19 protein-coding genes are annotated in these 20,728 nt (G+C 63.7%); 10 read left to right on the top strand and 9 right to left on the bottom strand.

Translation table 11 applies throughout. The features are described 5' to 3' along the window. Window positions 1-32 precede the first annotated feature (32 nt). Window positions 33-1,127 (top strand): efflux RND transporter periplasmic adaptor subunit, encoded by a 1,095-nt coding sequence (locus tag PU634_RS09335; protein WP_306760535.1) that lies wholly within the window; start codon window positions 33-35, stop codon window positions 1,125-1,127. After that, window positions 1,124-4,186, top strand: coding sequence for an efflux RND transporter permease subunit (locus tag PU634_RS09330; RefSeq protein ID WP_306760534.1), 3,063 nt, complete (start codon window positions 1,124-1,126; stop codon window positions 4,184-4,186). Before PU634_RS09335 ends, PU634_RS09330 begins: the two co-directional genes overlap by 4 nt. A gap of 227 nt (window positions 4,187-4,413) precedes the next feature. Here the strand turns inward: PU634_RS09330 and PU634_RS09325 are convergent, their stop codons facing one another. After that, window positions 4,414-5,454: a PLP-dependent cysteine synthase family protein gene (locus PU634_RS09325; protein ID WP_306760533.1), complete on the bottom strand. Its 1,041-nt coding sequence runs from the start codon at window positions 5,452-5,454 to the stop codon at window positions 4,414-4,416. A 128-nt stretch (window positions 5,455-5,582) separates the two neighbouring features. Here PU634_RS09325 and PU634_RS09320 point away from each other — a divergent pair, with 128 nt between their 5' ends. Then, a complete protein-coding gene (locus PU634_RS09320) occupies window positions 5,583-6,041 on the top strand; it encodes an Lrp/AsnC family transcriptional regulator (RefSeq protein ID WP_306760532.1) in 459 nt (152 codons plus the stop codon). Window positions 6,042-6,524: 483 nt separating this feature from the next. Here PU634_RS09320 and PU634_RS09315 read toward each other — a convergent pair whose 3' ends face one another. Beyond that, window positions 6,525-7,322, bottom strand: a complete 798-nt coding sequence (locus PU634_RS09315; protein WP_306760531.1) for an AraC family transcriptional regulator — start codon at window positions 7,320-7,322, stop codon at window positions 6,525-6,527. Window positions 7,323-7,398: 76 nt separating this feature from the next. Here PU634_RS09315 and PU634_RS09310 point away from each other — a divergent pair, with 76 nt between their 5' ends. After that, complete coding sequence (locus tag PU634_RS09310; RefSeq protein ID WP_306760530.1) at window positions 7,399-8,403, top strand: bile acid:sodium symporter family protein; 1,005 nt, start codon at window positions 7,399-7,401, stop codon at window positions 8,401-8,403. Here PU634_RS09310 and PU634_RS09305 read toward each other — a convergent pair. Both PU634_RS09305 and PU634_RS09300 read right to left on the bottom strand, forming a co-directional pair. Continuing rightward, a complete protein-coding gene (locus PU634_RS09305) occupies window positions 8,375-9,313 on the bottom strand; it encodes a class I SAM-dependent methyltransferase (RefSeq protein WP_306760529.1) in 939 nt (312 codons plus the stop codon). The two genes, PU634_RS09310 and PU634_RS09305, sit on opposite strands and share 29 nt — an antisense overlap. Before the next feature lie 73 nt (window positions 9,314-9,386). Continuing rightward, window positions 9,387-10,547 carry a Na/Pi symporter gene (locus tag PU634_RS09300; RefSeq protein ID WP_306760528.1) on the bottom strand — a complete coding sequence of 387 codons (1,161 nt, stop codon included), beginning with the start codon at window positions 10,545-10,547 and terminating at the stop codon, window positions 9,387-9,389. A gap of 250 nt (window positions 10,548-10,797) precedes the next feature. Between PU634_RS09300 and osmY the strand changes: the two genes are divergently transcribed. The 4 genes from osmY to PU634_RS09280 all read left to right on the top strand — a co-directional run bounded on the left by osmY (window position 10,798) and on the right by PU634_RS09280 (window position 14,824). Next, complete coding sequence (gene osmY / locus PU634_RS09295) at window positions 10,798-11,469, top strand: molecular chaperone OsmY (RefSeq protein WP_306760527.1); 672 nt, start codon at window positions 10,798-10,800, stop codon at window positions 11,467-11,469. Window positions 11,470-11,650: 181 nt separating this feature from the next. Next, window positions 11,651-12,430, top strand: a complete 780-nt coding sequence (locus PU634_RS09290) for a CLCA_X family protein (RefSeq protein ID WP_306760526.1) — start codon at window positions 11,651-11,653, stop codon at window positions 12,428-12,430. Window positions 12,431-12,464: 34 nt separating this feature from the next. Next, the gene (locus tag PU634_RS09285; RefSeq protein ID WP_306760525.1) at window positions 12,465-12,998 is read left to right on the top strand and encodes an O-acetyl-ADP-ribose deacetylase; all 534 of its coding nucleotides are present in this window, start codon (window positions 12,465-12,467) and stop codon (window positions 12,996-12,998) included. Window positions 12,999-13,102: 104 nt separating this feature from the next. Further along, window positions 13,103-14,824, top strand: a complete 1,722-nt coding sequence (locus PU634_RS09280) for a potassium/proton antiporter (RefSeq protein ID WP_306760524.1) — start codon at window positions 13,103-13,105, stop codon at window positions 14,822-14,824. A 3-nt stretch (window positions 14,825-14,827) separates the two neighbouring features. Here PU634_RS09280 and PU634_RS09275 read toward each other — a convergent pair whose 3' ends face one another. From PU634_RS09275 to PU634_RS09260, 4 genes are all read right to left on the bottom strand, one after another. After that, window positions 14,828-15,199: a rhodanese-like domain-containing protein gene (locus PU634_RS09275; protein ID WP_306760523.1), complete on the bottom strand. Its 372-nt coding sequence runs from the start codon at window positions 15,197-15,199 to the stop codon at window positions 14,828-14,830. A 155-nt stretch (window positions 15,200-15,354) separates the two neighbouring features. Beyond that, complete coding sequence (locus PU634_RS09270; protein WP_306760522.1) at window positions 15,355-15,804, bottom strand: YtoQ family protein; 450 nt, start codon at window positions 15,802-15,804, stop codon at window positions 15,355-15,357. Window positions 15,805-15,881: 77 nt separating this feature from the next. Further along, on the bottom strand, window positions 15,882-16,973 hold the full coding sequence (locus PU634_RS09265) for a PQQ-dependent sugar dehydrogenase (protein ID WP_306760521.1): 1,092 nt from the start codon (window positions 16,971-16,973) through the stop codon (window positions 15,882-15,884). 4 nt (window positions 16,974-16,977) lie between these two features. After that, complete coding sequence (locus PU634_RS09260) at window positions 16,978-17,412, bottom strand: IS1096 element passenger TnpR family protein (RefSeq protein WP_306760520.1); 435 nt, start codon at window positions 17,410-17,412, stop codon at window positions 16,978-16,980. A gap of 189 nt (window positions 17,413-17,601) precedes the next feature. Between PU634_RS09260 and PU634_RS09255 the strand changes: the two genes are divergently transcribed. Both PU634_RS09255 and PU634_RS09250 read left to right on the top strand, forming a co-directional pair. Next, complete coding sequence (locus PU634_RS09255) at window positions 17,602-18,618, top strand: amino acid ABC transporter substrate-binding protein (protein ID WP_306760519.1); 1,017 nt, start codon at window positions 17,602-17,604, stop codon at window positions 18,616-18,618. Between the two features lie 11 nt (window positions 18,619-18,629). Next, on the top strand, window positions 18,630-20,336 hold the full coding sequence (locus tag PU634_RS09250; protein ID WP_306760518.1) for a GGDEF domain-containing protein: 1,707 nt from the start codon (window positions 18,630-18,632) through the stop codon (window positions 20,334-20,336). Window positions 20,337-20,338: 2 nt separating this feature from the next. On the opposite strand, the gene ppnP is transcribed toward PU634_RS09250, so the two are convergent. After that, a complete protein-coding gene (gene ppnP, locus PU634_RS09245) occupies window positions 20,339-20,665 on the bottom strand; it encodes a pyrimidine/purine nucleoside phosphorylase (RefSeq protein ID WP_306760517.1) in 327 nt (108 codons plus the stop codon). Window positions 20,666-20,728: the final 63 nt, after the last annotated feature.

Genomic DNA, 20,728 nt, shown 5'->3' with positions numbered 1-20,728 from the left:
TGAGCCATCACTCTGAAGGCACGGAAATCATCATGATGGCAACGGGTTGGCGTGAACGGCTGAGCAGGCACCAGGCCCTGGCATGGGGGCTGGGTCTGGTGCTGGTGGTGGTGTTCTGGCTGTGGCGGGGACAGGTTTATCAGGCGGCGAGCGAGGCTCCCGAGCCCGCCGCCGCGGCGAGCCCTGCGCCCGAGTTCCGGCTGCAGGTGCAGACCCTGGCCGCCGAGCCCTACCGGCCCGAGGTGGTGGTGCAGGGGCAACTGCAGGCGGTGCGGCAACTGGTGATGCGTGCCCGGGTGGAAGGCACGGTAGAGCGAATGCCCGCGCTGGGCCAGGCGGTCAGTGCCGGCGAGGAGTTGCTCAGACTCAGTACCGACGATCGCCAGGTCAACCTGGCCCGGGCCGAAGCGGAGCGGGCGTTGCGGGTGGCCGAGCTGGCCGCCGCCGAGCGGCTCAGGGGCAAGGGGCTGCTGGCCGAAACCGACTTCCTGCAGCGTCAGTCCGCCGCTTCCCAGGCCGAGGCGGCTCTCACTCAGGCCCGGCTGGCGCTGGAGCACAGCCGGCCGGCCGCACCCTTTGCCGGCACCGTGGATGCTCACCACGTGGAGGTGGGGGATTACGTCAGGGCCGGCGATGCCTTGCTTACCTTGGTGGATGCCGGCGCGCTGAAACTCATGGCGCAGGTGCCCCAGCAGCAGGTGAGCGGGCTGGTTCCGGGCCTGCCGGTCACCGCCGTGCTGCTGGACGGCCGCGAGCTGGCCGGCACCCTCAGCTTTGTGGCCAGCGCCGCCGATGCCGCCACCCGCAGCTTTGCGGTGGAAGCCCGTTTTGCCAACCCGCAGGGGGAGCGCCTGGCCGGCGCCAGTGCCGAGTTGCGCATTGTGCTGCCGTCCCGTCCGGCTCACCGGCTGTCGCCGGCGTTGCTGGCGCTGGATGAACGGGGCCGGCCCGGCGTACCGGTGGTGGACGAGCAAAACCGGCTGCAACTGGTGCCGGTGACCCTGCTCGCCATTACCCCGAATGAGATCTGGGTCGACGGCCTGCCCGCACGGCCCAGGGTGGTGACCCGGGGCGCCGGTTTTGTGGCCGAGGGCGAGCCGGTGGCGGTGCGGGAGCCGGCCGAATGAGGGCCCTGATTGCCGCCGCCGTGTACCGCAGCCGGGCCACCCTGCTGGCCTTTATGCTGTTGCTGCTGGGTGGCGTGGGGGCCTACCAGGCCATTCCCAAGGAAGCCAACCCCGACGTCACCATTCCCATCATGTATGTGTCCATGGCGCTGGAAGGCATCAGCCCGGAAGACGGCGAGCGCCTGCTGGTGCGGCCCATGGAGCAGGAACTGCGCACCCTGGAAGGGGTGAAAAAAATGACCTCCACCGCCAGCGAGGGCCATGCGGCGGTGATGCTGGAATTTGATGCCGGTTTTGATCCCAAACAGGCGCTGCAGGAAGTGCGTGAAAAGGTGGACTCGGCGCGCAGCGAACTGCCCCAGGAAGCGGACGAGCCGGTGGTGCACGAGATCAACGTGGCGCTGTTTCCGGTGTTGTCGGTGGCGCTGTCGGGACCGCTGGCGGAAGGCGAACTGGTGATGATTGCCCGCCGCCTCAAGGACGAAATCGAGGGCATTGCCGAGGTGCTGGAAGTGGACATCGGCGGTGACCGGGAAGACGTGCTGGAAATTCTGGTCGACCCCCAGGTGCTCGACGGCTACGGCATCGACTATACGCAACTGTTCAATCTGGTGTCCCGCAACAACCGGCTGGTGGCCGCCGGCAGCCTGGACACCGGCGCCGGCCGGCTGGCCATCAAGGTACCCGGGGTGATCGAGGATCTGGACGACGTGCTGGGCCTGCCGCTCAAGGTGAGCGGCGATAGCGTGGTTACCTTTGCCGATGTGGCCACCCTGCGGCGCACCTTCAAGGATCCCGCCGGCTTTGCCCGCATCAACGGCCAGCCCGGTGTGGTGCTGGAGGTGAGCAAGCGCGCCGGCGCCAACATCATCGAGACCATCGCCCGGGTCAAGGCATTGCTGGCGCGGGCGCAGCCCCTGCTGCCCGAGGGGGTGAACATCGACTACATCATGGATCAGTCCACCCAGATTGAAACCATGCTGGCGGATCTGCTCAACAATGTGCTCACCGCCGTGACATTGGTACTGGTGCTGATCCTGGCCACCATGGGCGCGCGCCTGGCGGTGATGGTGGGCCTCACCATTCCCGGCGCCTTTTTTGCCGGTATTCTGATCATCTGGGGCATCGGCTTTACCATGAACATTATCGTGCTGTTTGCCCTTATTCTGGTGGCGGGCATGCTGGTGGACGGGGCCATCGTAGTGAGCGAGCTGGCCGACCGCCACCTGCACGAAGGGCAAACACCGAAGGAAGCCTGGATCAACGCCGCCCATCGCATGAGCTGGCCGGTGATCGCCTCCACCTTTACCACCCTGGCGGTATTCCTGCCGCTGCTGTTCTGGCCCGGGGTGGTGGGCCAGTTTATGCAATACCTGCCCGCCACCGTGATCATCTGTCTGCTGGCGTCTCTGGCCATGGCGCTGGTGTTTTTGCCCACCATGGGCGGGCTGGGCCGGGCCGGTGGTGTGCCCAGAGCGCCTGTGGTGGTGCCCGGACTGAACCACTACCGCCGGCTGCTGGCCTGGCTGCTGCGCCGCCCCGGGCTGACCCTGCTGGGCACTCTTGGGCTGATTGCGCTCATCTATGCCGGTTATGCCCGTTTTAACCACGGGGTGGAGTTCTTTCCCGATATCGAGCCCGACAGCGCCCAGCTGCAGGTGCGCGCCAGAGGGGATCTGTCCGTTTATGAGAAGGATGCCCTGCTGCGGGAAGTGGAGCACCGGCTCACCGGCCTCACCGAGGTGAAGGCGCTCTATGCCCGCAGCTTTGCCATGGCCGACAACCAGCGCGGCAGCGATGTGATTGGCGTGCTGCAGTTTCAGTTCACCGACTGGTATCTGCGCCGCCCGGCCAGCGCCATTCGGGAAACCATGCTGGCGCGTACCGCCGATATTCCCGGGGTGGCGCTGGAGTTTCGTGAGCAGCAAATGGGGCCGGGCGGTGGCAAGCCGGTGGAAATCCGGCTGTCGGGCAGCGACGATGCCACCCTGAGTGAGGCCACCGATCGGCTGCGTCATGCCATGATCGAACTGGGCGGGTTTGCCGATATCGAGGACGATCGCAGCCTGCCGGGCATTGAATGGCGGCTGCGGGTGAACCGGGAAGCCGCCGCCCGCATGGGGGCCGATGTGCTCAGTGTGGGCAATGCGGTGCAGCTGGTGACCAACGGCCTGCGCCTGGCCAGCTACCGGCCGGAAGATGCCAGCGACGAGGTGGACATTCGGGTGCGGCTACCAGGCCACTGGCGCTCGGTGGATCAGCTCTCCCGCCTGACCCTGAATACCCCCCGGGGCCAGGTGCCGCTCAGCCAGTTCGTGACCCTGACCCCGGCGCCCAAGGTGGGCACCCTGCACCGGGTGGATGGCCGACGCACCGTCACCATCAAGGCCGACATTGCCGAGGGCTTTCGCCTCGACGAGCGGCTGACGGCGCTGCAGCGAAGTGGTGTGACACTGCCGGATGGCGTGGCCCTGACCGTGGCCGGAGAAGATGCGGATCAGCGTGAAGCGGCGCAGTTTCTGACCACCGCCTTTGTGGTGGCGCTGTTGCTGATGACGCTGATCCTGGTGACCCAGTTCAACAGCCTGTACCAGACCGCGCTGGTGCTGTCGGCCATTGTGTTTTCCACCGCCGGGGTGCTGATGGGGCTGCTGCTGAACGGTCAGTCGTTCGGCATTGTGATGGTGGGTATGGGCATCATCGCCCTGGCGGGCATAGTGGTGAACAACAATATCGTGCTGATCGACACCTTCAACCAGTTGCGGGCCGATGGCATGAACCCGGTGGAGGCGGCGCTGGAAACCGGCTGCCTGCGTCTGCGCCCGGTGCTGCTCACCGCCATTACCACGGTACTGGGGCTGATGCCCATGGTGCTGGGGGTGAATGTGGACCTGCTGGCGCCGTCCCTGGGGCTGGGCGCGCCCTCCACCCAGTGGTGGACCCAGCTCTCCAGCGCCATTGCCGGCGGCCTGGCCTTTGCCACCCTGCTGACCCTGCTGCTCACCCCCTGCATGCTGGTCTTAAGGGAAAGCCGGAAACCCTCTTCGAGGGAGCTGTAAGCGGTCAGCTATAAGTGGTGCAATTTGGCTTCCTGATAGGAAGCGGGCAACGCCCATGCTGCCCGAAGCAGCAGTGGGGATTGCCGGAGCCGACCGTCAAATGTCAGGGATGACATTTACCGAGCGTCCCACGGATGGGCTTGGAGCGTGTCGGCGGAGTGCAACCGCACTGCTGCTTCGCGTTGTGTTCTCTTTGACGATTTGTGATTGGCTTCCGGCTTGGTGGGTTAGCCCAACAGGGCCAGCTGTTCGCTCCAGGGCCGAATATCGCCGATGTGTTCGGCGACCCACTCCGGGTTGTAGTAGGTGTCGAGGTAGCGCTCGCCGCCGTCGCACATCAGGGTGACCAGGGAGCCGGTTTTGCCGGCTTTTTGCATTTCCTGCGCCAGTTGCAGCACGCCCCACAGGTTGGTGCCGGTAGAGCCGCCGGCCTTGCGCCCCAGCACGCGCTCCAGCCAGTGAATGGTGGCGATGCTGGCGGCGTCGGGCACCTTGATCATGCGGTCGATCACCTCGGGCAGAAACGACGCCTCCACTCTGGGGCGGCCAATGCCTTCAATGCGGCCGCAGGCCCGGCTGGTGAGGCTGGCATCCTGCTGCTGAAAGCTGTCGAAGAACACCGAGTTTTCCGGGTCCACCACCACCAGCCGGGTGTTCAGGCCGGCATAGCGGATGTAACGGCCCAGGGTGGCGGAGGTGCCGCCGGTGCCGGCGCTCATCACGATGGCCTCAGGCTCCGGGTGGGGCTCTTCCGCCAGCTGGCGAAAAATGCTTTCGGCTATGTTGTTGTTGCCGCGCCAGTCGGTGGCCCGCTCCGCATAGGTGAACTGATCCATGTAGTGGCCACCGGTGTCGTGGGCCAGCCGTTCGGCGGCGGCATAGACCTCGCTGGCATGCTCCACAAAGTGACAGCGGCCGCCCAGGCGTTCTACCTGGGCGATTTTGCTGCGGGTGGTGGACGCCGGCATCACGGCGGTAAAGGGCAGCCCCAGCAGTTTGGCGAAATAGGCTTCCGACACTGCGGTGCTGCCGGATGATGCCTCCACCACATGGGTGCCTTCACGCACCCTGCCGCTGCAGATGGCGTGCAGAAACAGCGAGCGGGCCAGCCGGTGCTTGAGGCTGCCGGTGGGGTGGGTGCTTTCGTCCTTGAGGTAGATATCGATGCCTTCAAGGGCGGGAATATCCAGCCGGTAAAGGTGGGTATCCGAGGTGCGCAGCTGATCGCTGGAGAGAATTTTAAGGGCGGTGCGGGTCCACTGGCTCATAAGATGGCGTCCGTGAAAACTGGGGAATGGCAGGAATTGTATTCTCACTCAACGGAAAAAGTTTTCTCTTGTTCCCGTCATGATGGATAATTTTTAGAAAATTTTTCTCTTAATGGGTGGTTAAGCGAATGGATAATTTCGATCGTCGAATACTGGCCCTGTTGCAGCAGGACGTCACCCTGGCGCTGAAGGATCTGGCGGAGGCGGTGAACCTGTCCACCACCCCCTGCTGGAAGCGGGTGAAGCGGTTGGAAGAGGCCGGGTACATTCGTGGCCGGGTGGCGCTGCTCGATGCCGAGCGGCTGGGACTGGGACTGTCGGTGTTTGTGCAGATAAAAACCCAGCACCACGACAGCCGCTGGCTGGCGCGCTTTGCCGAGACGGTCACCGCCTTTGACGAGGTGGTGGAGTTCTACCGCATGTCCGGCGAATGGGATTACATGCTGCGGGTGGTGGTGGCCGACATCAAGGCTTTTGATCGCTTTTACAAAAAGCTCATCAACAGCACCGAAGGCCTGTCCGATATCACCTCCAGCTTTGCCATGGAGCAAATCAAGTACACCACGGCCTTGCCGTTAAAAGTGTAAAAACTTGCTGGTTTGTGCCGCAGTGCGAAGCAACAGCAGGGTTGCACTCCGCCGACACGCTTCGTTAAACGCCACTCAATAAAAAGGCAGCTGCGAACATAATCAATGTTCGGTCAGCCTTTTTACTTCGTCACGGCGAGCAAGCTCGCCCCATGGACGCTCGGAAAATGCATCTGACCGCCATGGAAGGCGGGAATGTCGAAAATGCAGGAGCAACTTTTCGGCCGTGGAATTTGACGGTCGGCTACGGCAATCCCTGCTGCTGCTTCGTGTAGCTTCACTGTTGCTTGCAAAACGCTGTCAGGCAACGCGATGCTCAGCGAGGAGGGCAAAGGGCGTCAGCTTCGCCGTGCCCTCTGCGCCATGGATGGCGCAGCGGAGCCCACATGGAAGTGTTTACGGCGAGCCGGCGAAGTTGTGCGCTTTGTCCGACGAGGTTGCACGGCTCTGCAAACGGCTGAGTATGTTGCAGAAGTCCGGCCTTCATCCTTGCTTTCTGCGTACATAGTCTCCCGGTGTGCAGCCCATCAGTTCGCCAAAGGCGGCGATAAAGGCCGACAGGCTGTCGTAGCCGCATTCCAGTGCCACATCGGTAATGCGCAGGTTTTGCTCCAGCAGGGGCAGGGCGGCGAGCAGGCGGGCGCGCTGGCGCCACTGGCGAAAGCCCAGACCGGTGTGGCGCATGAAATACCGCCCCAGGGTCTTGTCGCTCACGCCCAGTTGCCGGCTGAAATACCCCATGGGCCGGCGGCAGTCCGGGTTTTCGGCCAGATGGTGGCAGATGCCGAATAACATCTCATTATCGGGCCAGGGCAGCATCAGGGCGCAGCCCGGTGCCGCTGTCAGCCGGTCGAGCAATACCGCCACCAGCCGGCCCTCGGCACCGCCCTCGTCGTATTCCACCTCAAAGTGGCTGAAGGCCAGAATAAGCTCCCTGAGCAACGGGCTGATTTCCACCACCAGGCAGGGCCGCGCCGGCACTGCATCGGAAGCGATATAGAGGCTGCGAATCTGCGTGCCGGCGGTGCACCACACACCGTGGCTCAGGCCCGGGGGGATCCACACTGCCCGGCTGGGCGGGGCCACAAAACGGGCATGGGGGGTGTCTACCGTGATCACCCCTTCGGCGGCCCAGGACAGCTGCACCCAGGGGTGAGCATGGGGAGTGTGAATGGCTTGGTTGGGCAAGGACCACCGCTGCCCCAGGAGCGGCCGGGGCAGCTGCAGCCGGGCCAGCTGGTCGAGCAAAGGCTGCTGTTTGTCCGCTTGGCGATACTTCATCTCTTTTTGCCGATAAAGCGTGATTTCCATTCAGGCTACAGTAGCCCGGTATTGCTCTCAACCGGGAATATTTCAGATGCTCAACCATTTACGTTTACTGTTCGCTCGTTTCACCCTGGTGCTGCTGGCGGTGGTGGCCGCGGCCACCCTGTGGCCGGCCCGAGGACAGGGGGCGGTGCTGTTTGACTGGCTTACCGCCGCCGCCATTGCCCTGCTGTTTTTTATGCACGGGGCCAAACTGTCTCGCCAGGCCATTATCGCCGGTGCCACTCACTGGCGGCTGCACCTGCTGGTATTCGCCTGTACCTTTGTCATGTTTCCCGTCATAGGGGTTCTGCTGAAGCCGGTGCTGCTGCCGCTGCTGGGAGAGCAGCTGTATATGGGCGTGCTGTTTCTGTGCGTGCTGCCGGGCACGGTGCAGTCGGCCATCGCCTTTACCTCGCTGGCGGGCGGCAATGTGCCGGCGGCGGTGTGCAGTGCCTCGGCCTCCAGCATTCTGGGCATCCTGCTCACCCCCCTGCTGGTGGCGGCCCTGCTCAATATGCAGGCCGGTGAGGCGGTGTCGCCGCTGGACTCCATTCTGTCCATCAGTGCCCAGCTGTTGCTGCCCTTTGTGGCGGGTCATGTGCTGCGCCCGCTGATTGGCGGTTTTGTGGATCGCAACCGGGCCTGGCTGGGCAAAATCGATCAGGGCTCCATTCTGCTGGTGGTGTACACGGCGCTGAGTGCGTCTGTGGTGGAGGGACTGTGGCACACGGTGTCCATGACCCGGCTAATGGTGCTGGCGCTGGTCTGTTGTGTATTACTGGCGCAGGTGCTGTGGCTGACCGCGGTGCTTGGCCGGCGCCTGGGCTTTAACCGGGCAGACCGCATCACCATCATTTTTGGCGGCTCCAAAAAGAGCATGGCCACGGGCGTGCCCATGGCCAAGGTGCTGTTCGGTGGTGCCATGCTGGGACCGGCGTTGCTGCCGCTGATGCTGTTTCATCAGATCCAGCTGATGGTGTGCGCCGTGCTGGCGCAGAAATACGCCCGTGAAGGGGATCCGGACCTTAACCCTGAGCAAACACCAGCGCCTTGAGCCCCGCCTCGGGGTCAATGTCGGCAAACTCGGGCGGGTTGTCGAGGCGCTGTACAAAGCGCAGCTGTGGTGTCTGCTCGGCCATGCCGTCGATCAGAAACCGGCTGCTGACCTCCGGATCGTTGACGCAGGCCAGCACGGTGCCCTGTTCGGTTAGCAGCTCCGGCAGCCGGCGCAGGATCTTGCCGTAGTCCTTGGTAAGGGCAAAGCTGCCCTTCTGGAACGACGGCGGGTCGATAATGATCAACTCATAGGGCCCCAGTTTGCGCACCTTGCCCCAGGACTTGAACAGCTCGTGGCCGAGAAAACCGACCTTGCTCAAATCGTGATGATTCAGCCGGTGGTTGTCCCGGCCCCGGGCCAGCGACGATTTGGCCATGTCCAGATTCACCACCTGCGTCGCACCGCCGGCGATGGCGGCCACGGAAAAGCCGCAGGTGTAGGCGAACAGGTTCAGCACCCGTTTTCCTTGTGACTGCTGTCGCACCCACTGCCGGCCCGCGCGCATATCCAGAAACAGGCCGTGGTTCTGGTTGCGGCCCAGGGTCAGCCGGTAGTTCAGTCCGTGCTCGCGCACCACGGGGTTGGGTTCAAGCGTCCCCCAGATCACTTCCAGCGGCGCGCCGTCGCGGCCACGGTGTTGCAGCAACAAGGCCCTGGCACCGCTCTGTTGCCAGGCCTGCGTAGTCACCAGCTCATTCAGCAGGCTGAGCAGGGCGTTCAGAAACTCGGGCACCGGCTCCCGGAACAGGCTTACCAGCAACTGACCGTCGAGCCAGTCGGCGGTCAGTTGCTCCAGTCCGGGCCAGCGCCGGCCCCGGCCGTGAAACAGCCGGCGGGCCTCGGCGGGCAGGTGTTCCAGGGCAGTTTCGAGGTGTTTCCTGAAGGTGGGCAGGGCGGTGGCATTCATGGTGTGGTCCGGCAAGAAAAAAAGCAGGCCATTCTAGCGGCCTGCCTTTGATAACTCCACTCGGGTGGTCAGCTTACAGCCACTGGCTGAGGCCCACCAGCCCCAGGGGCAGGGCAAAGAACACGCCGCCGATATAGGCCGCCACATAGCCCTTGTTGCGCTGGGCCAGCCCGGCCAGGCCTTCGGCCATGTACAGCGGCAGGGAGCGCAGCATGGGCAACAGGTAGATCAGGGCGATGGCCAGCAGGTTGAACAGCAGGTGCACCAGGGCGATTTGCAGCGCCACCATGGCCGAGGCACCGGTGATGGCGGTGGCCGCCAGCAGGGCGGTGATGGTGGTGCCGATGTTACTGCCCAGAATAAAGGGATACACCTGCTTCAGGCTGAACATGCCGGAGCCGGCCAGGGGCACGATCAGCGAGGTGGTGGTGGAGGACGACTGCACCAGCACGGTCACCAGGGTGCCCGAGGCCATGCCCGACACCGGGCCGCGACCCACGGCGGTGCGCAGAATGCCCATGGCACGACCTTCCATCAGGGTGCGCAGCACCCGGCCGATCTGGGTGACCACCATCAGGATCAGGCCGATGCCCAGCAGAATGAGCGCCACGCCGGACCAGATCCCGGGCAGCCAGGCCACGCTGTCCTTCATCATGCCGGTGGCGGGGGCCAGCATGGCCTTCATGAAGTTCAGATTGCCCAGGCTCATGCTGGTGTCGCTGACCAGCAGGCCGGCCAGCCACTCGGAAGCCCGTGCCAGAGGCTGAAACAGCAGTTCCAGCGGCAGCACAATGGCCACCGCCAGCAGGTTAAAGCTGTCGTGCACGGTGGCGGCGGAAAAGGCGCGGCGGAACTCTTCGCCGTTGCGCACATGGCCCAGGCTTACCAGAGTGCTGGTCAGCGAGGTGCCGATATTGGCGCCCATGACCATGGGAATGGCAATGGCCACCGGCAGGCCGCCGGCGACCATGCCCACGATAATGGAGGTTACGGTACTGGAACTCTGGATCAACGCGGTGGCCACCACACCGATGATCAGTGCAATAACGGGATTGGAGGCAAATTCAAACAGGGTTTTGGCGTCTTCACCGGCGGCGGCCTTAAAGCCACTGCCAATGGCGCCCACGGCGGCCAGCAGCAGATAAACCAGGGCGGCCACCAGCAGCCAGGACATCCAGCGAGGGATACTCTGCGTGTTGGCGGAAGCGGGCAGGGCGGAGGTTTCAGTGCTCATGGTACATCCTCAACGTCATGATGGGCGCACTATGCCGGCCTAATATGACGGTTTTATTACAATGTGACACTGGCATGACGGTACGATGAATTTGCCGGCTCCGACAGCCTCGTTCGCATCCGAATTTCCCTCACTTGCTCTCGCGCAGTCCAGGGGTAATAGTGAAACACCATGGATGCAACGCGAATGCGTTTGCATCCTGTTCAAGCGAATAAACCGATACATCAGGTCACAACCGGAGGAAGAGAGCATGAGTAAGCACGTATTTTCCCGTTCCGTACTGGCTGTTGCATTGAGTTCCGCACTGGTGGCGGGCACCGCCCTGGCCGCCCCGTCTGCCGCCTTGTCCGGCAAGGCTGAGGCGGCCACCGAAGCCGGCTCCCTGGCCGGCAAGCTGGAAACGGCCACCGAGCAGACCGGCAATTCGCTGGAGCAGGCCGCCAGCAAGGCCGGCACCCTGATGAATGACAGTGTGATCACCGGCAAGGTGAAGTCGGCGCTGCTCAATGACGAGCGCATATCCAGTGTCGATATTTCGGTGGAAACCAATAACGGCAAGGTGGTGCTGAGCGGCTTTGTGCCCGAGCAGCGGCAGGCCGAGCGGGCCGTGGCGGTTGCTCAGGGGGTGAAGGGGGTCACCGCGGTAGATGATCAGCTGCATGTTCAGGCCGCGGGTGAGACGGAGGACGGCTCCCTGGCCGAACTGGCGGGTGACGCGCTGATCACCGGCAAGATCAAGGCGTTGCTGTTGGCGGATGAAGTGGTTGCCGGCACCTCGGTCAGCGTGGAAACCGACAAGGGCGTGGTGCACCTGAGCGGCGAGGTGGACAGCCAGGCTCAGGCTGAGCAGGCTGCCCGTCTGGCCGGCACGGTGGAAGGCGTGACCACGGTGAAAAACGATATCAGGGTGGTGAACGGATAACGCCCGGATCCGGCCCGGGCCGGCGGCCACTCACTGGCCGGGTGAGTGGCCGGTTTTTATTTCGACAGGAGAGGGATCAATAAGGCGCAGCCGCTTCCTTTCCCGGCGCCAGCGGTTTTTTCACCGGGGTCGGTTGCGGTAAGCTGGGCCCAACAGTCACCGCATACAGACAAGGCGCATCATGGGTGAAAGGGCCCCGCACAACCGATTTTACCGCAACGGACCCGATCACCTTTCACGAGAGCCGGTGGACTTTGTGCATGTTCGCCGGCGTTTTGATTTTCGCAGCATAGAAATCGGCCGCTGGGTCACGCGGGCCGAGCGTGAGGCCGCGGCCGGCCATTTTTACAACGCCCTGTGCGATCTCATGCTGATCCTGCAGGGCCCCGAGTCCCTCATTTCCCTGCGTGGCACCCTGTCGCTGCAATACGGCACCGGCGGCCGGCCGGGGGTATCCGCCCATTACAGCCCCGCCACCCGCAGCTTTGCCCTGGCCAAGAACGCCGGCCCCGGCAGCATTGCCCACGAGTGGTTTCATGCCTTTGATCATCATATGGGGAGCAAGGCCTTCAGCGGCCTGGGCCATAACGTCTTTGCCTCCGGCGCCTGGCTGAACGAGGCCCGCCCGGTAATCCACCCGCTCAACGCCCTGCTGTTTGCCTGTTTTGAGGCCGTGCTGCTGAGCGAAGACGGCAGCCAGCCCCGTGCCTCGGCCAGCGTGGACGAGCGGCAGGGCGTGTTTTATTACAGCCGGCCCGAGGAGCTGTGCGCCCGTGCCTTTGAGGCCTTCGTGCAGGATGCCGCCATCAAGAACGGCTTTCTGGTCAAGGGCACCAGGGCCACCCGGGAGGCCGAGCTCGGGCTCTATCCGCAAGGGGCGCAGCGGGCCCGCTGCAATGCCGCCTTTGGCCGTTATTTTCATGCGTTGGGCCGGGCTCTGTATCGCCAGCAGCCCGTCTAAGCTGAAAGCGGACGGCCATAGAGGAGGATTAGCGATGAACACAGCACACAGGGGCGCCATGCTGGAATGCGTGCAGGGCGACATTACGCAACAGCCGGACATGGACGCCATCGTCAATGCCGCCAACGGTGCCCTGCTGCCCGGTGGTGGTGTGGCCGGCGCCATACACAGGGCGGCGGGGCCCGGCCTGGTGCAGGAATGCCGGAAGCTTGCGCCCATTCATCCCGGCGAGGCGGTGAGCACCGGTGGCCACCGGCTGCCCAACCGCCATGTGATTCACTGCCTGGGGCCGGTCTACGGGGTAGATGAGCCCGCCGCTGCCCTGCTGGCGTCCTGCTATCGCCAGGCTCTGCGGCTGGCCGAGCAACAGGGGCTGGCGTCGGTGGCCTTTCCCGCCATTTCTACCGGGGTGTTCGGTTATCCCCTTGAGCCCGCGGCGCGCATTGCGGTGAACACGGTAAAGGCGACCCTGGCGGAGTGCCCCGGCATCAAGCGAGTGCGTTTCGTGCTGTTCAGTGCCGCCGATCTGGCCTGCTACCGGCGGGTGCTGGCAGAAACAGGTGAGTAATAAATGAATTTATATTTTTAAATAATCATTAAAAATTCATTTGTTGGGGCTGTCCGTGAGTGTGATATAACACTCGTATATAAAAACGCACTGGAATAACCATATTGGCTAATATCGAACACCTGTTTTTGCTGGCCGGCGTGCTGCTGTGCCTCAGCGTGCTGGCCACCCTGGTGTCGGCGCGCTCCGGCATTCCCATTCTGCTTATCTTTCTGCTGATCGGCATGCTGGCCGGTGAAAGCGGCCCCGGTGGCATTCAGTTCGAGAGTTATTCCCTGGCCTATACCGTGGGCAACCTGGCGCTGGCGGTGATCTTGCTGGATGGCGGCATGCGTACCCGCATGGACACCTTTCGTGTGGGCCTCAAACCGGCGCTCAGTCTGGCCACCCTGGGGGTGCTCATCACCAGCGGCATTACCGGGCTGCTGGCGGTGTACATTCTCGATCTGGGCTGGCTGCAGGGGTTGCTGCTGGGCGCCATCGTCGGCTCCACCGACGCGGCGGCGGTGTTTTCCCTGCTCGGCGGCCGGGGCATGCAGCTGAACCAGCGGGTGGGCGCCTCCCTCGAGATTGAGTCCGGCACCAACGATCCCATGGCCATTTTTCTCACCCTGACCCTGATTGCGCTGATCACCGGCGAGATGAACAGCGCCGGCGATGCCCTGTTGTTTCTGCTCAGTCAATTCGGTGTGGGCGCGCTGGCGGGCTGGCTGGGGGGCCAGTTGCTGGTGCAGCTTATTCGCCGTATTCATCTGGTGGCCGGCCTCTATCCGCTGCTGGTGTTCGGTTTTGGCCTGACCCTGTTTGCCCTGACCGCGGTGCTGCAGGGCAGCGGCTTTCTGGCGGTGTACCTGGCCGGGCTGGTGCTGGGCAATTCCCGCCTGCGCAATCTGGAGTCGATTTTGCCGGTGTTCGACGGCCTGGCCTGGCTCAGCCAGATTGGCCTGTTCCTGGTGCTGGGGCTGCTGCTCTCTCCCGCCGACATGTGGGCCCTGGCGCTGCCCGCCAGCCTGATTGCCCTGGCCATGATTTTTGTGGCCCGGCCGCTGGCGGTGCTGGTGTCTCTGCTGCCGTTTTTCCGTTTCAACGGGCGTGAGCTGGGCTTTATTTCCTGGGTGGGGCTGCGCGGTGCCGTGCCCATTGTGCTGGCCATTTTTCCGTTGATGGCCGGCATTCCCGAGGGCAATCTGCTGTTCAATGTGGCCTTTTTCGTGGTGCTGATCTCTCTGCTGGTGCAGGGCTCCACCCTGCCGCCGGTGGCCCGCTGGATGAAGGTGGAAGTGCCCCCCGAGCCGGCGCCCCGGCGCCGCTCCATGCTCGGCATTTTCAAGGAAGACGACTTCGAGATGTTTCTTTACCGGGTGGACAGTCAGTCCCTCGACGGTGTGGTGGTGCGCCAGCTGACCTTTCCGCCCCACTGCCGGGTGGCGGCGGTATTCCGGGGCGAAAATCTGCTGCCCGCTTCGGGCAGTACCCGGCTGGCGATCAATGACATGCTGTGTGTGATCGGTCGCAGTACGCACCTCAAAACCCTCAACAACATGTTTGGCGGCGATCTGGAAGCGGCCCGCGAAAAGGCCCGGGCCTTCTTTGGCGACTTTATTCTCGATGCCGGCGCCCGCATGAGCGATGTGGCGCTGATGTACGGTGTGGATGTGCCGCCAGCGGAGCGGGATCTGACCCTGGGCGACTTTATGCTGGCCCACAACAGCGGCCATCCGGTGGTGGGGGATTATTTTGTGCGTTACGACATGGTCTGGACGGTGGCGGACGTAGACGGTGACCGGGTGCTGAAGGTGGGCATGCGCGAGTTTGAGCCGTCCTGATGGTTACTCGCCGTGGGCGGAGTAACCGGTCGGCTGCAACGCCGGCTCGGGCTGCTGTCCGCGAATGTGGTGCAGACTGCCCAGGTCGGCCACCCGGCTGTAGCCCAGCGCCTGCAAGGCTTCCATCGCCATGCGCGAGCGGCGGCCGTCCTGGCCGTAGAGGTTGATGGCGGTATGGCGGTCGGGATAGCGCTCGGTTACTCCCCGGGCGATATGGGTATGGGGAATGAGCACGGCGCCGGGCAGGTGATCCTGCCGGTATTCCTCCACAGTGCGCACGTCTATCCATACCGGGCCGTGCTCGGTGTGTGCGCGCTCGGCGGCCGGTAACGGCGTGGCCAGCGTCAGCAGCAGGGTGGCAATGAGAATCTTCATGGCGTGGGTACCCGTTCAGTGGTGTCTGCCGGCAAGTGTAAAACAGAAGGGAAGGGGAAGAATGGCCCGGGGGGCGGGGGGCCGACAGAAACCGGCACAAACGCGTAAAAACGGAGCCATTCAGGCTCCGTTTGGCATCTTGTTACCGAATGGGATCAGGACATCAGGTAGGCCAGGATCTCCACCACCTGCTCGGGGTGGCGGCAGGTGGCCTTGGCGGCTTCGTCCACTTCCTTCAGCGGGTGATCGTGCTCGGCGTCGTGCAGGGTGATGATGGGCACGCCGGAAGCCACCGCAAAGCCGGCGTCAAAGGCGGCGTTCCACTGCTTGTATTTGGGGCCGAAGCGCACCACCACCAGATCCGCTTCGCGAATGTGGGTGGAGGTCCGAATGCTGTTGATGCCCGAGGCCTTGCGGTCACGCCAGAAGTTGTCTTCCTCGTTGCCCAGAATGTTCACGCCCACCATGTCGCTGGCGTCGTGATCGGTCACGGCGGAGCTGAAGCGTACCTTCAGGCCTTTGGCTTCGCAACCATTGATGATTTGCTCGCGCCAGTCGGTATGGATTTCGCCGGAGAGGTAGACGTTCCAGATCTTGTCGCTCATATTGCCTTCCTTATTGTTCACAAAAGTAACTGAAATAAAGTACAGTTGTTACAGGTTACCCCATTTCAGCGGCAAGATCAGCCCTTGGCTGCCGCCGGCACCAGCTTGAGCAGGCGGCCGTCGTCCGCGTCGGTGAGCACGTAAATGCCGCCGTCGGCGGCCTGGTGCAGGGCGCGAATGCGCAGACCCGGTTCACGCAGCAGGTGGTGCTCGCCCGTTACCCGCTCGCCGTCCAGCTCCAGCCGCACCAGCCGGCGTCCGGCCAGGGCCCCCACGAAGAGGTTGCCGCGCCAGGCCGCAAAGGCGGAGCCGGTATAAAACAGCATGCCCGAGGGGGCGATGGACGGCACCCATACCCAGAGCGGGTCTGCCATGCCGGTCTTGCTGGTGCCTTCGCCGATGGCGCCGCCGCCGTATTCTTCGCCGAAGGTCACCACCGGCCAGCCGTAGTTGGCGCCTTTTTGAATGCGGTTGACCTCATCGCCTCCCTGGGGGCCGTGCTCATGAGTCCACAGTTCACCGGTGTCCGGGTGCATGGCGGCACCCTGCACATTACGGTGCCCCAGACTCCAGATCTCGGGCAGCGCGCCGGGGGTGTTTACAAAGGGGTTGTCGGCGGGCACCCGGCCGTCGTCGTGCAGGCGAATGATCTTGCCGAGATGATTGTCGAGCCGCTGGGCCTGGTGCCGGCTGTGGTAGCGATCGCCGGTGGTGATAAACAGGTAACCGCCGGCATCAAAGGCCAGGCGCGAGCCGAAATGGGAGCGGCCGTGGGTTTTGGGTACCTGGGCAAATACCACTTCGGGCTGCAGCAGGCGGTCGTCCCTCAGCCGGGCCCGGGCCACGGCGGTGCCGGCGCCCCCCGGGCCCGGCTGGCTGAAGCTGAAATACAGCAGGCGGTTGCGGGCAAAGTCCGGGTGCAGGGCCAGATCGAGCAGGCCGCCCTGACCGCCGGCGGCAATGGCCGGCAGGCCGGAAATGGAGCGGCGTTCGCCGCCGGGCATCAGGCGCAGCAGCCGGCCCCGGCGCTCACTTACCAGCAGGCTGCCGTCGGGCAGCTCGGTCAGGCTCCAGGGGTGATGCAGGCCGGTGGCCAGGGTATGCACTCGATAGTCTGCCGCCGCCAGCGGCAGGCTCAGCAGCCACAACGCAAACAGGCACGCGCGCATGGCCCTACCACTCCGGCTCGGCGTGGGGATCATAGCCTTCATACTGCACCGGGCGGGTGCCGGTTTCACCGGTCATGCGCGGGTAGCCCTGCTCCGGCGGGCCGGGTCTGGGCTTCTTGCGGGAGCGGGAGACGCTGAAAATCCAGTCGTCACCGAAGTCGAACCAGTAAAACAGCTTTTTGCCCCTGGGCAGCGGAAACAACGCCGAGATGGGGGCGTCGAGGGAGTATTCGTCACCGTCAAAGTGCAGGCGCTCGCCGGCGCGCTCGCTGCGGGCGATAAAAAAGGAATACATGTGATCGTTGTCAAAGCGCACCGCTCGCTGAATGGCATCGTGCAGTTCGTGCAGGGAGGAGCGATCGTCAATTTCCAGCTCGCAGGCCCAGTCGTGATGGGCATACATGCCGGAGACCAGCCGCACGGTAAGGGTGATGAGCATACACATCTCCTGGCGATAAATCCTAGTGTCAGAATAGACGGTGATAATGACCGGCGTATCCTCTGGCCTCCGGCGGGGGATGATGAAAATGTGAGCTGGCTCGGCATCGAATAACGACAGCCTGATGCCATTTTTTGCAAAATAAGACATGCTGACAGCATGCCGGAATGAATCGACAAGGATGTAACCATGGGTTTGAAGGTGCTCGGCGGGGCCGTGTTGGGGCTGTGGGTCATTATGGTGCTGGGCATGGCCCCGGTACAGGCGGGCACCCTGCAGCAGGTGCTGCGCCACGGCGACATTCGCTGCGGGGTGTTTCCCGATGATCCCGGCCGCAGCGCCATCGACGAAAGCGGAGTCTGGCGCGGATTTTACGTCGACTTCTGCCGGGCCACGGCCGCCGCCCTGTTTGGTGATCCAAACCGGGTGCAGTATGTGGAAGTGGATGCCACCAGCCGTTTCACCACCCTGCAGCAACGACGCAGTGACGTGGTCATGTACAGTGCTACCTGGACCCTTGGGCGGGAAGATCAGTACCAGGTGGCCTTTCCCGCCGTCTATCTGTTTGACGGCCAGGGCCTGCTGGTGCGCAAGGGGAAGGGCATTGCGCGGCTGGCCGACCTCGAGGGCAAGAGCGTGTGCGTGACCGAAAACACCACCACCCACAACAATCTGCTGACCCTGCTGGAGCGGGATCAGATCCATGCGCGGGTGCTGTTTTCCAATGGTGACAGTTTTTTTCGCGGGCATTGCGATGCCTATACCGCCGACCGCATCAATCTGGCCATTAACCGGGCGCACCGGGCCGACGATCCGGATAATTATCATATTCTGCCCGAGCTGCTGTCCCGGGAGCCCATCGGCCCCATGGTGCGCAACGACGATGCCGAATGGAGCCGGGTGATCCGCGCCGTGGTGCACGCCCTGATCCTGGCCGACGACAAGGGGGTGACGCAGCACAACGTCGAGCGCCTGCGCAGCGCCGAGCAGGATGCGGAAGTCCGCCATCTGCTGGGCGTCAGTGGGGATCTCGGCGCGCGTCTGGGCCTGCCCGCCGACTGGGCCTATCAGGCCATTCGCAGCGTGGGCAACTACAGCGAAATTTACCAGCGCCACTTTGGTCCCGGCACCCCGGTAAACATGCCCCAGGGGCTGAACCAGCCCTGGTCGCGGGGCGGCCTGCTCTATGCGCCGCTGTTTCGCTGAGCGCCCCCGTCATGGCCAGCAGCGCTAACCGCAAACCGGGCGGCAGCCTGGGCCGCCGGCTGACCCTCGTCATCATGCTGGTGTTCGGGCTTTATCTGTTGTCGGCCTCGCTTTTTGCCTATGTGATCTTCAGTCAGTATTCCCGGCTGGCGGGGGCGGTGGGCAGCCATTTTGAGCGGGCCATGATCGCCGCCGAGCTGACCCGGGACGCCGAAACCATTGCCGCCGAAGTGTATGAATTGCTGGTGGGCAATGATCGCTCCGTCAGCGCCGGCAATCGCCGGGTGGAAAACCTGGCCAGCATTTATCAGGCCACGCGCGAGCGGCTGACGCAGCAGGGGGCTTCCGTCAGCGCCGCCGATGCCCTTGCCCTGGATCGCTGGCAGGCGCCCTTTTTCAGCAGCCTCGACCGGCTGAACGAGCGCTTGCGTGCCGAGCAGGAGCTGCAGGCCGGGCAGTTTCAGCGGGTGGATGAATTGTTTCTGCTGTTGACCAAGGTGTCCGATCTGCCGGCGGATGAGGGCCAGCCGCTGCCCGAGCAGCGCTTTGCCGGACCTGCACTGGCCGCAATTGGCTATGCCGCCGCGGCCCTGAGTGCGGAACGCCCGGGGCACATCAGCCGGCTGCGCTCCTATTGCCGGCAGCAGTTGCAGGTGCTGGCCGGCCTGACGCTGACCCACCCCGACTTTATTGCCCTGCGCCACCGGCTTGAGCAGCAGTTGCCGGCGGTGTTCAGCCAGCGGGGGCCGCTGTTGCGTCATGCCCGTGCCACCCTGGCCACCGCCCGGCAGACCCGGGTGCTGGCGCAAAAGCTGACCAGCGCCACCTTTGGCTATCACCAACGGCTCAAGGCTTCGGCCCAGCAGGCCCTGCAGGAGCAGCAGGCGCTGATGCAACGCTCGGTAGCCGGATTGCTGGCGGCGTCAGTGGTACTGGTGCTGATCACCCTGGGCGCCATTTTTTACATTCGCCGGGCGGTTATTCAGCGCATCAACCATCTCAGCCTTGCCATGCAGTCTCATGGCGAGGGAGTGCCGGTGCCCATTCCCACCGCCGGCGATGACGAAATCAGCCGCATGGGGGCCACCTTTGAGGTGTTCGTCAATGCCCGTCAGAGTGCCGAGCAGCAGCTGGCCCGGGCCAACCGTCATTTGCAGGAAATGAATCAGTCGCTGCAGCGCCTGAGCGAAGTGGATGAGCTGACCCGCATCGCCAACCGGCGCTGCTTTGATCGCCACCTGGAGGGCGAATGGCGCCGGGCCCAGCGTGAGCAACGCCCGCTGGGAATCATCATGGGCGACATTGACTACTTCAAGCGCTTTAACGATGCCTACGGCCATCAGCAGGGGGATGAGTGTCTGCACCGGGTGGCTCAGGCGCTGGCCGGCCAGTTGCATCGCCAGGGGGACATGGTGGCCCGCTACGGCGGCGAGGAATTTATCGTGCTGTTGCCGGAACTGGATTTGTGGCAGGCCCGTCATGTGGCCGGACGGCTGCTGAATGCGGTACGGGAGCTGGAGATTGAACATTGCCAGTCGGAATTTGGCATTGTGACCCTGAGTCTCGGGGTGGTGGCCGGCGTACCCGGGCAGCGGGATCGCATCGAGGACTTTGTGGGCCGGGCCGACAGGGCCCTGTATGCCGCCAAGAAGCAGGGGCGTAACCGCCTGTGCGCGCCGCCTGAAGCATGCGGGGCCGGCCGGAGCCGGCCCGAATAGGCTTACTTGAAGTAGGAGCAGCAGTAGTCCACCAGGCTGTGCACCTTGAGCTTGAAGCTGGCGTTGGCGGGCACGTCAAAGGACTGGCCGCCCTCAATGTGCAGCCATTCGTCGCTGCCCGGCAGCTGTACTTCCAGGCTGCCGGCGGTGATTTCCATCAGCTCGGCGGCCTCGGTACCAAAGGTGTATTCACCCGGCAGCATGATGCCCAGGGTTTTGTGGCTGCCGTCGGCGAACTTCACCACCCGGCTGGTGACCTTGCCGTCGTGATAGACATTGGCGCGGGTTTCGACGGAAACATTATCGAACTGGGCGTCGGCTTGAGACATGATACTTCCTGTATTGAGTAATAAGAGGGGGATTGGTTATAGCACAAGGTCGTGCGCCGGAAA

The organism is Oceanimonas pelagia, from assembly GCF_030849025.1.
Lineage (GTDB): Bacteria > Pseudomonadota > Gammaproteobacteria > Enterobacterales > Aeromonadaceae > Oceanimonas > Oceanimonas pelagia.
This window is presented reverse-complemented; position numbering and strand designations above follow the sequence as displayed.

Excerpts from the sequence above, each read along its gene's own strand:
- PU634_RS09330 (WP_306760534.1), top strand. The coding sequence starts at position 1,124 with ATGAGGGCCCTGATTGCCGCCGCCGTGTACCGCAGCCGGGCCACCCTG.
- PU634_RS09285 (WP_306760525.1), top strand. The coding sequence starts at position 12,465 with ATGAACACAGCACACAGGGGCGCCATGCTGGAATGCGTGCAGGGCGAC.
- PU634_RS09310 (WP_306760530.1), top strand. The coding sequence starts at position 7,399 with ATGCTCAACCATTTACGTTTACTGTTCGCTCGTTTCACCCTGGTGCTG.
- PU634_RS09250 (WP_306760518.1), top strand. The coding sequence starts at position 18,630 with ATGGCCAGCAGCGCTAACCGCAAACCGGGCGGCAGCCTGGGCCGCCGG.
- PU634_RS09255 (WP_306760519.1), top strand. The coding sequence starts at position 17,602 with ATGGGTTTGAAGGTGCTCGGCGGGGCCGTGTTGGGGCTGTGGGTCATT.
- ppnP (WP_306760517.1), bottom strand. The coding sequence starts at position 20,665 with ATGTCTCAAGCCGACGCCCAGTTCGATAATGTTTCCGTCGAAACCCGC.
- PU634_RS09270 (WP_306760522.1), bottom strand. The coding sequence starts at position 15,804 with ATGAGCGACAAGATCTGGAACGTCTACCTCTCCGGCGAAATCCATACC.
- PU634_RS09265 (WP_306760521.1), bottom strand. The coding sequence starts at position 16,973 with ATGCGCGCGTGCCTGTTTGCGTTGTGGCTGCTGAGCCTGCCGCTGGCG.
- osmY (WP_306760527.1), top strand. The coding sequence starts at position 10,798 with ATGAGTAAGCACGTATTTTCCCGTTCCGTACTGGCTGTTGCATTGAGT.
- PU634_RS09315 (WP_306760531.1), bottom strand. The coding sequence starts at position 7,322 with ATGAAGTATCGCCAAGCGGACAAACAGCAGCCTTTGCTCGACCAGCTG.
- PU634_RS09300 (WP_306760528.1), bottom strand. The coding sequence starts at position 10,547 with ATGAGCACTGAAACCTCCGCCCTGCCCGCTTCCGCCAACACGCAGAGT.
- PU634_RS09305 (WP_306760529.1), bottom strand. The coding sequence starts at position 9,313 with ATGAATGCCACCGCCCTGCCCACCTTCAGGAAACACCTCGAAACTGCC.
- PU634_RS09325 (WP_306760533.1), bottom strand. The coding sequence starts at position 5,454 with ATGAGCCAGTGGACCCGCACCGCCCTTAAAATTCTCTCCAGCGATCAG.
- PU634_RS09275 (WP_306760523.1), bottom strand. The coding sequence starts at position 15,199 with ATGAAGATTCTCATTGCCACCCTGCTGCTGACGCTGGCCACGCCGTTA.
- PU634_RS09320 (WP_306760532.1), top strand. The coding sequence starts at position 5,583 with ATGGATAATTTCGATCGTCGAATACTGGCCCTGTTGCAGCAGGACGTC.
- PU634_RS09290 (WP_306760526.1), top strand. The coding sequence starts at position 11,651 with ATGGGTGAAAGGGCCCCGCACAACCGATTTTACCGCAACGGACCCGAT.
- PU634_RS09260 (WP_306760520.1), bottom strand. The coding sequence starts at position 17,412 with ATGCTCATCACCCTTACCGTGCGGCTGGTCTCCGGCATGTATGCCCAT.
- PU634_RS09335 (WP_306760535.1), top strand. The coding sequence starts at position 33 with ATGATGGCAACGGGTTGGCGTGAACGGCTGAGCAGGCACCAGGCCCTG.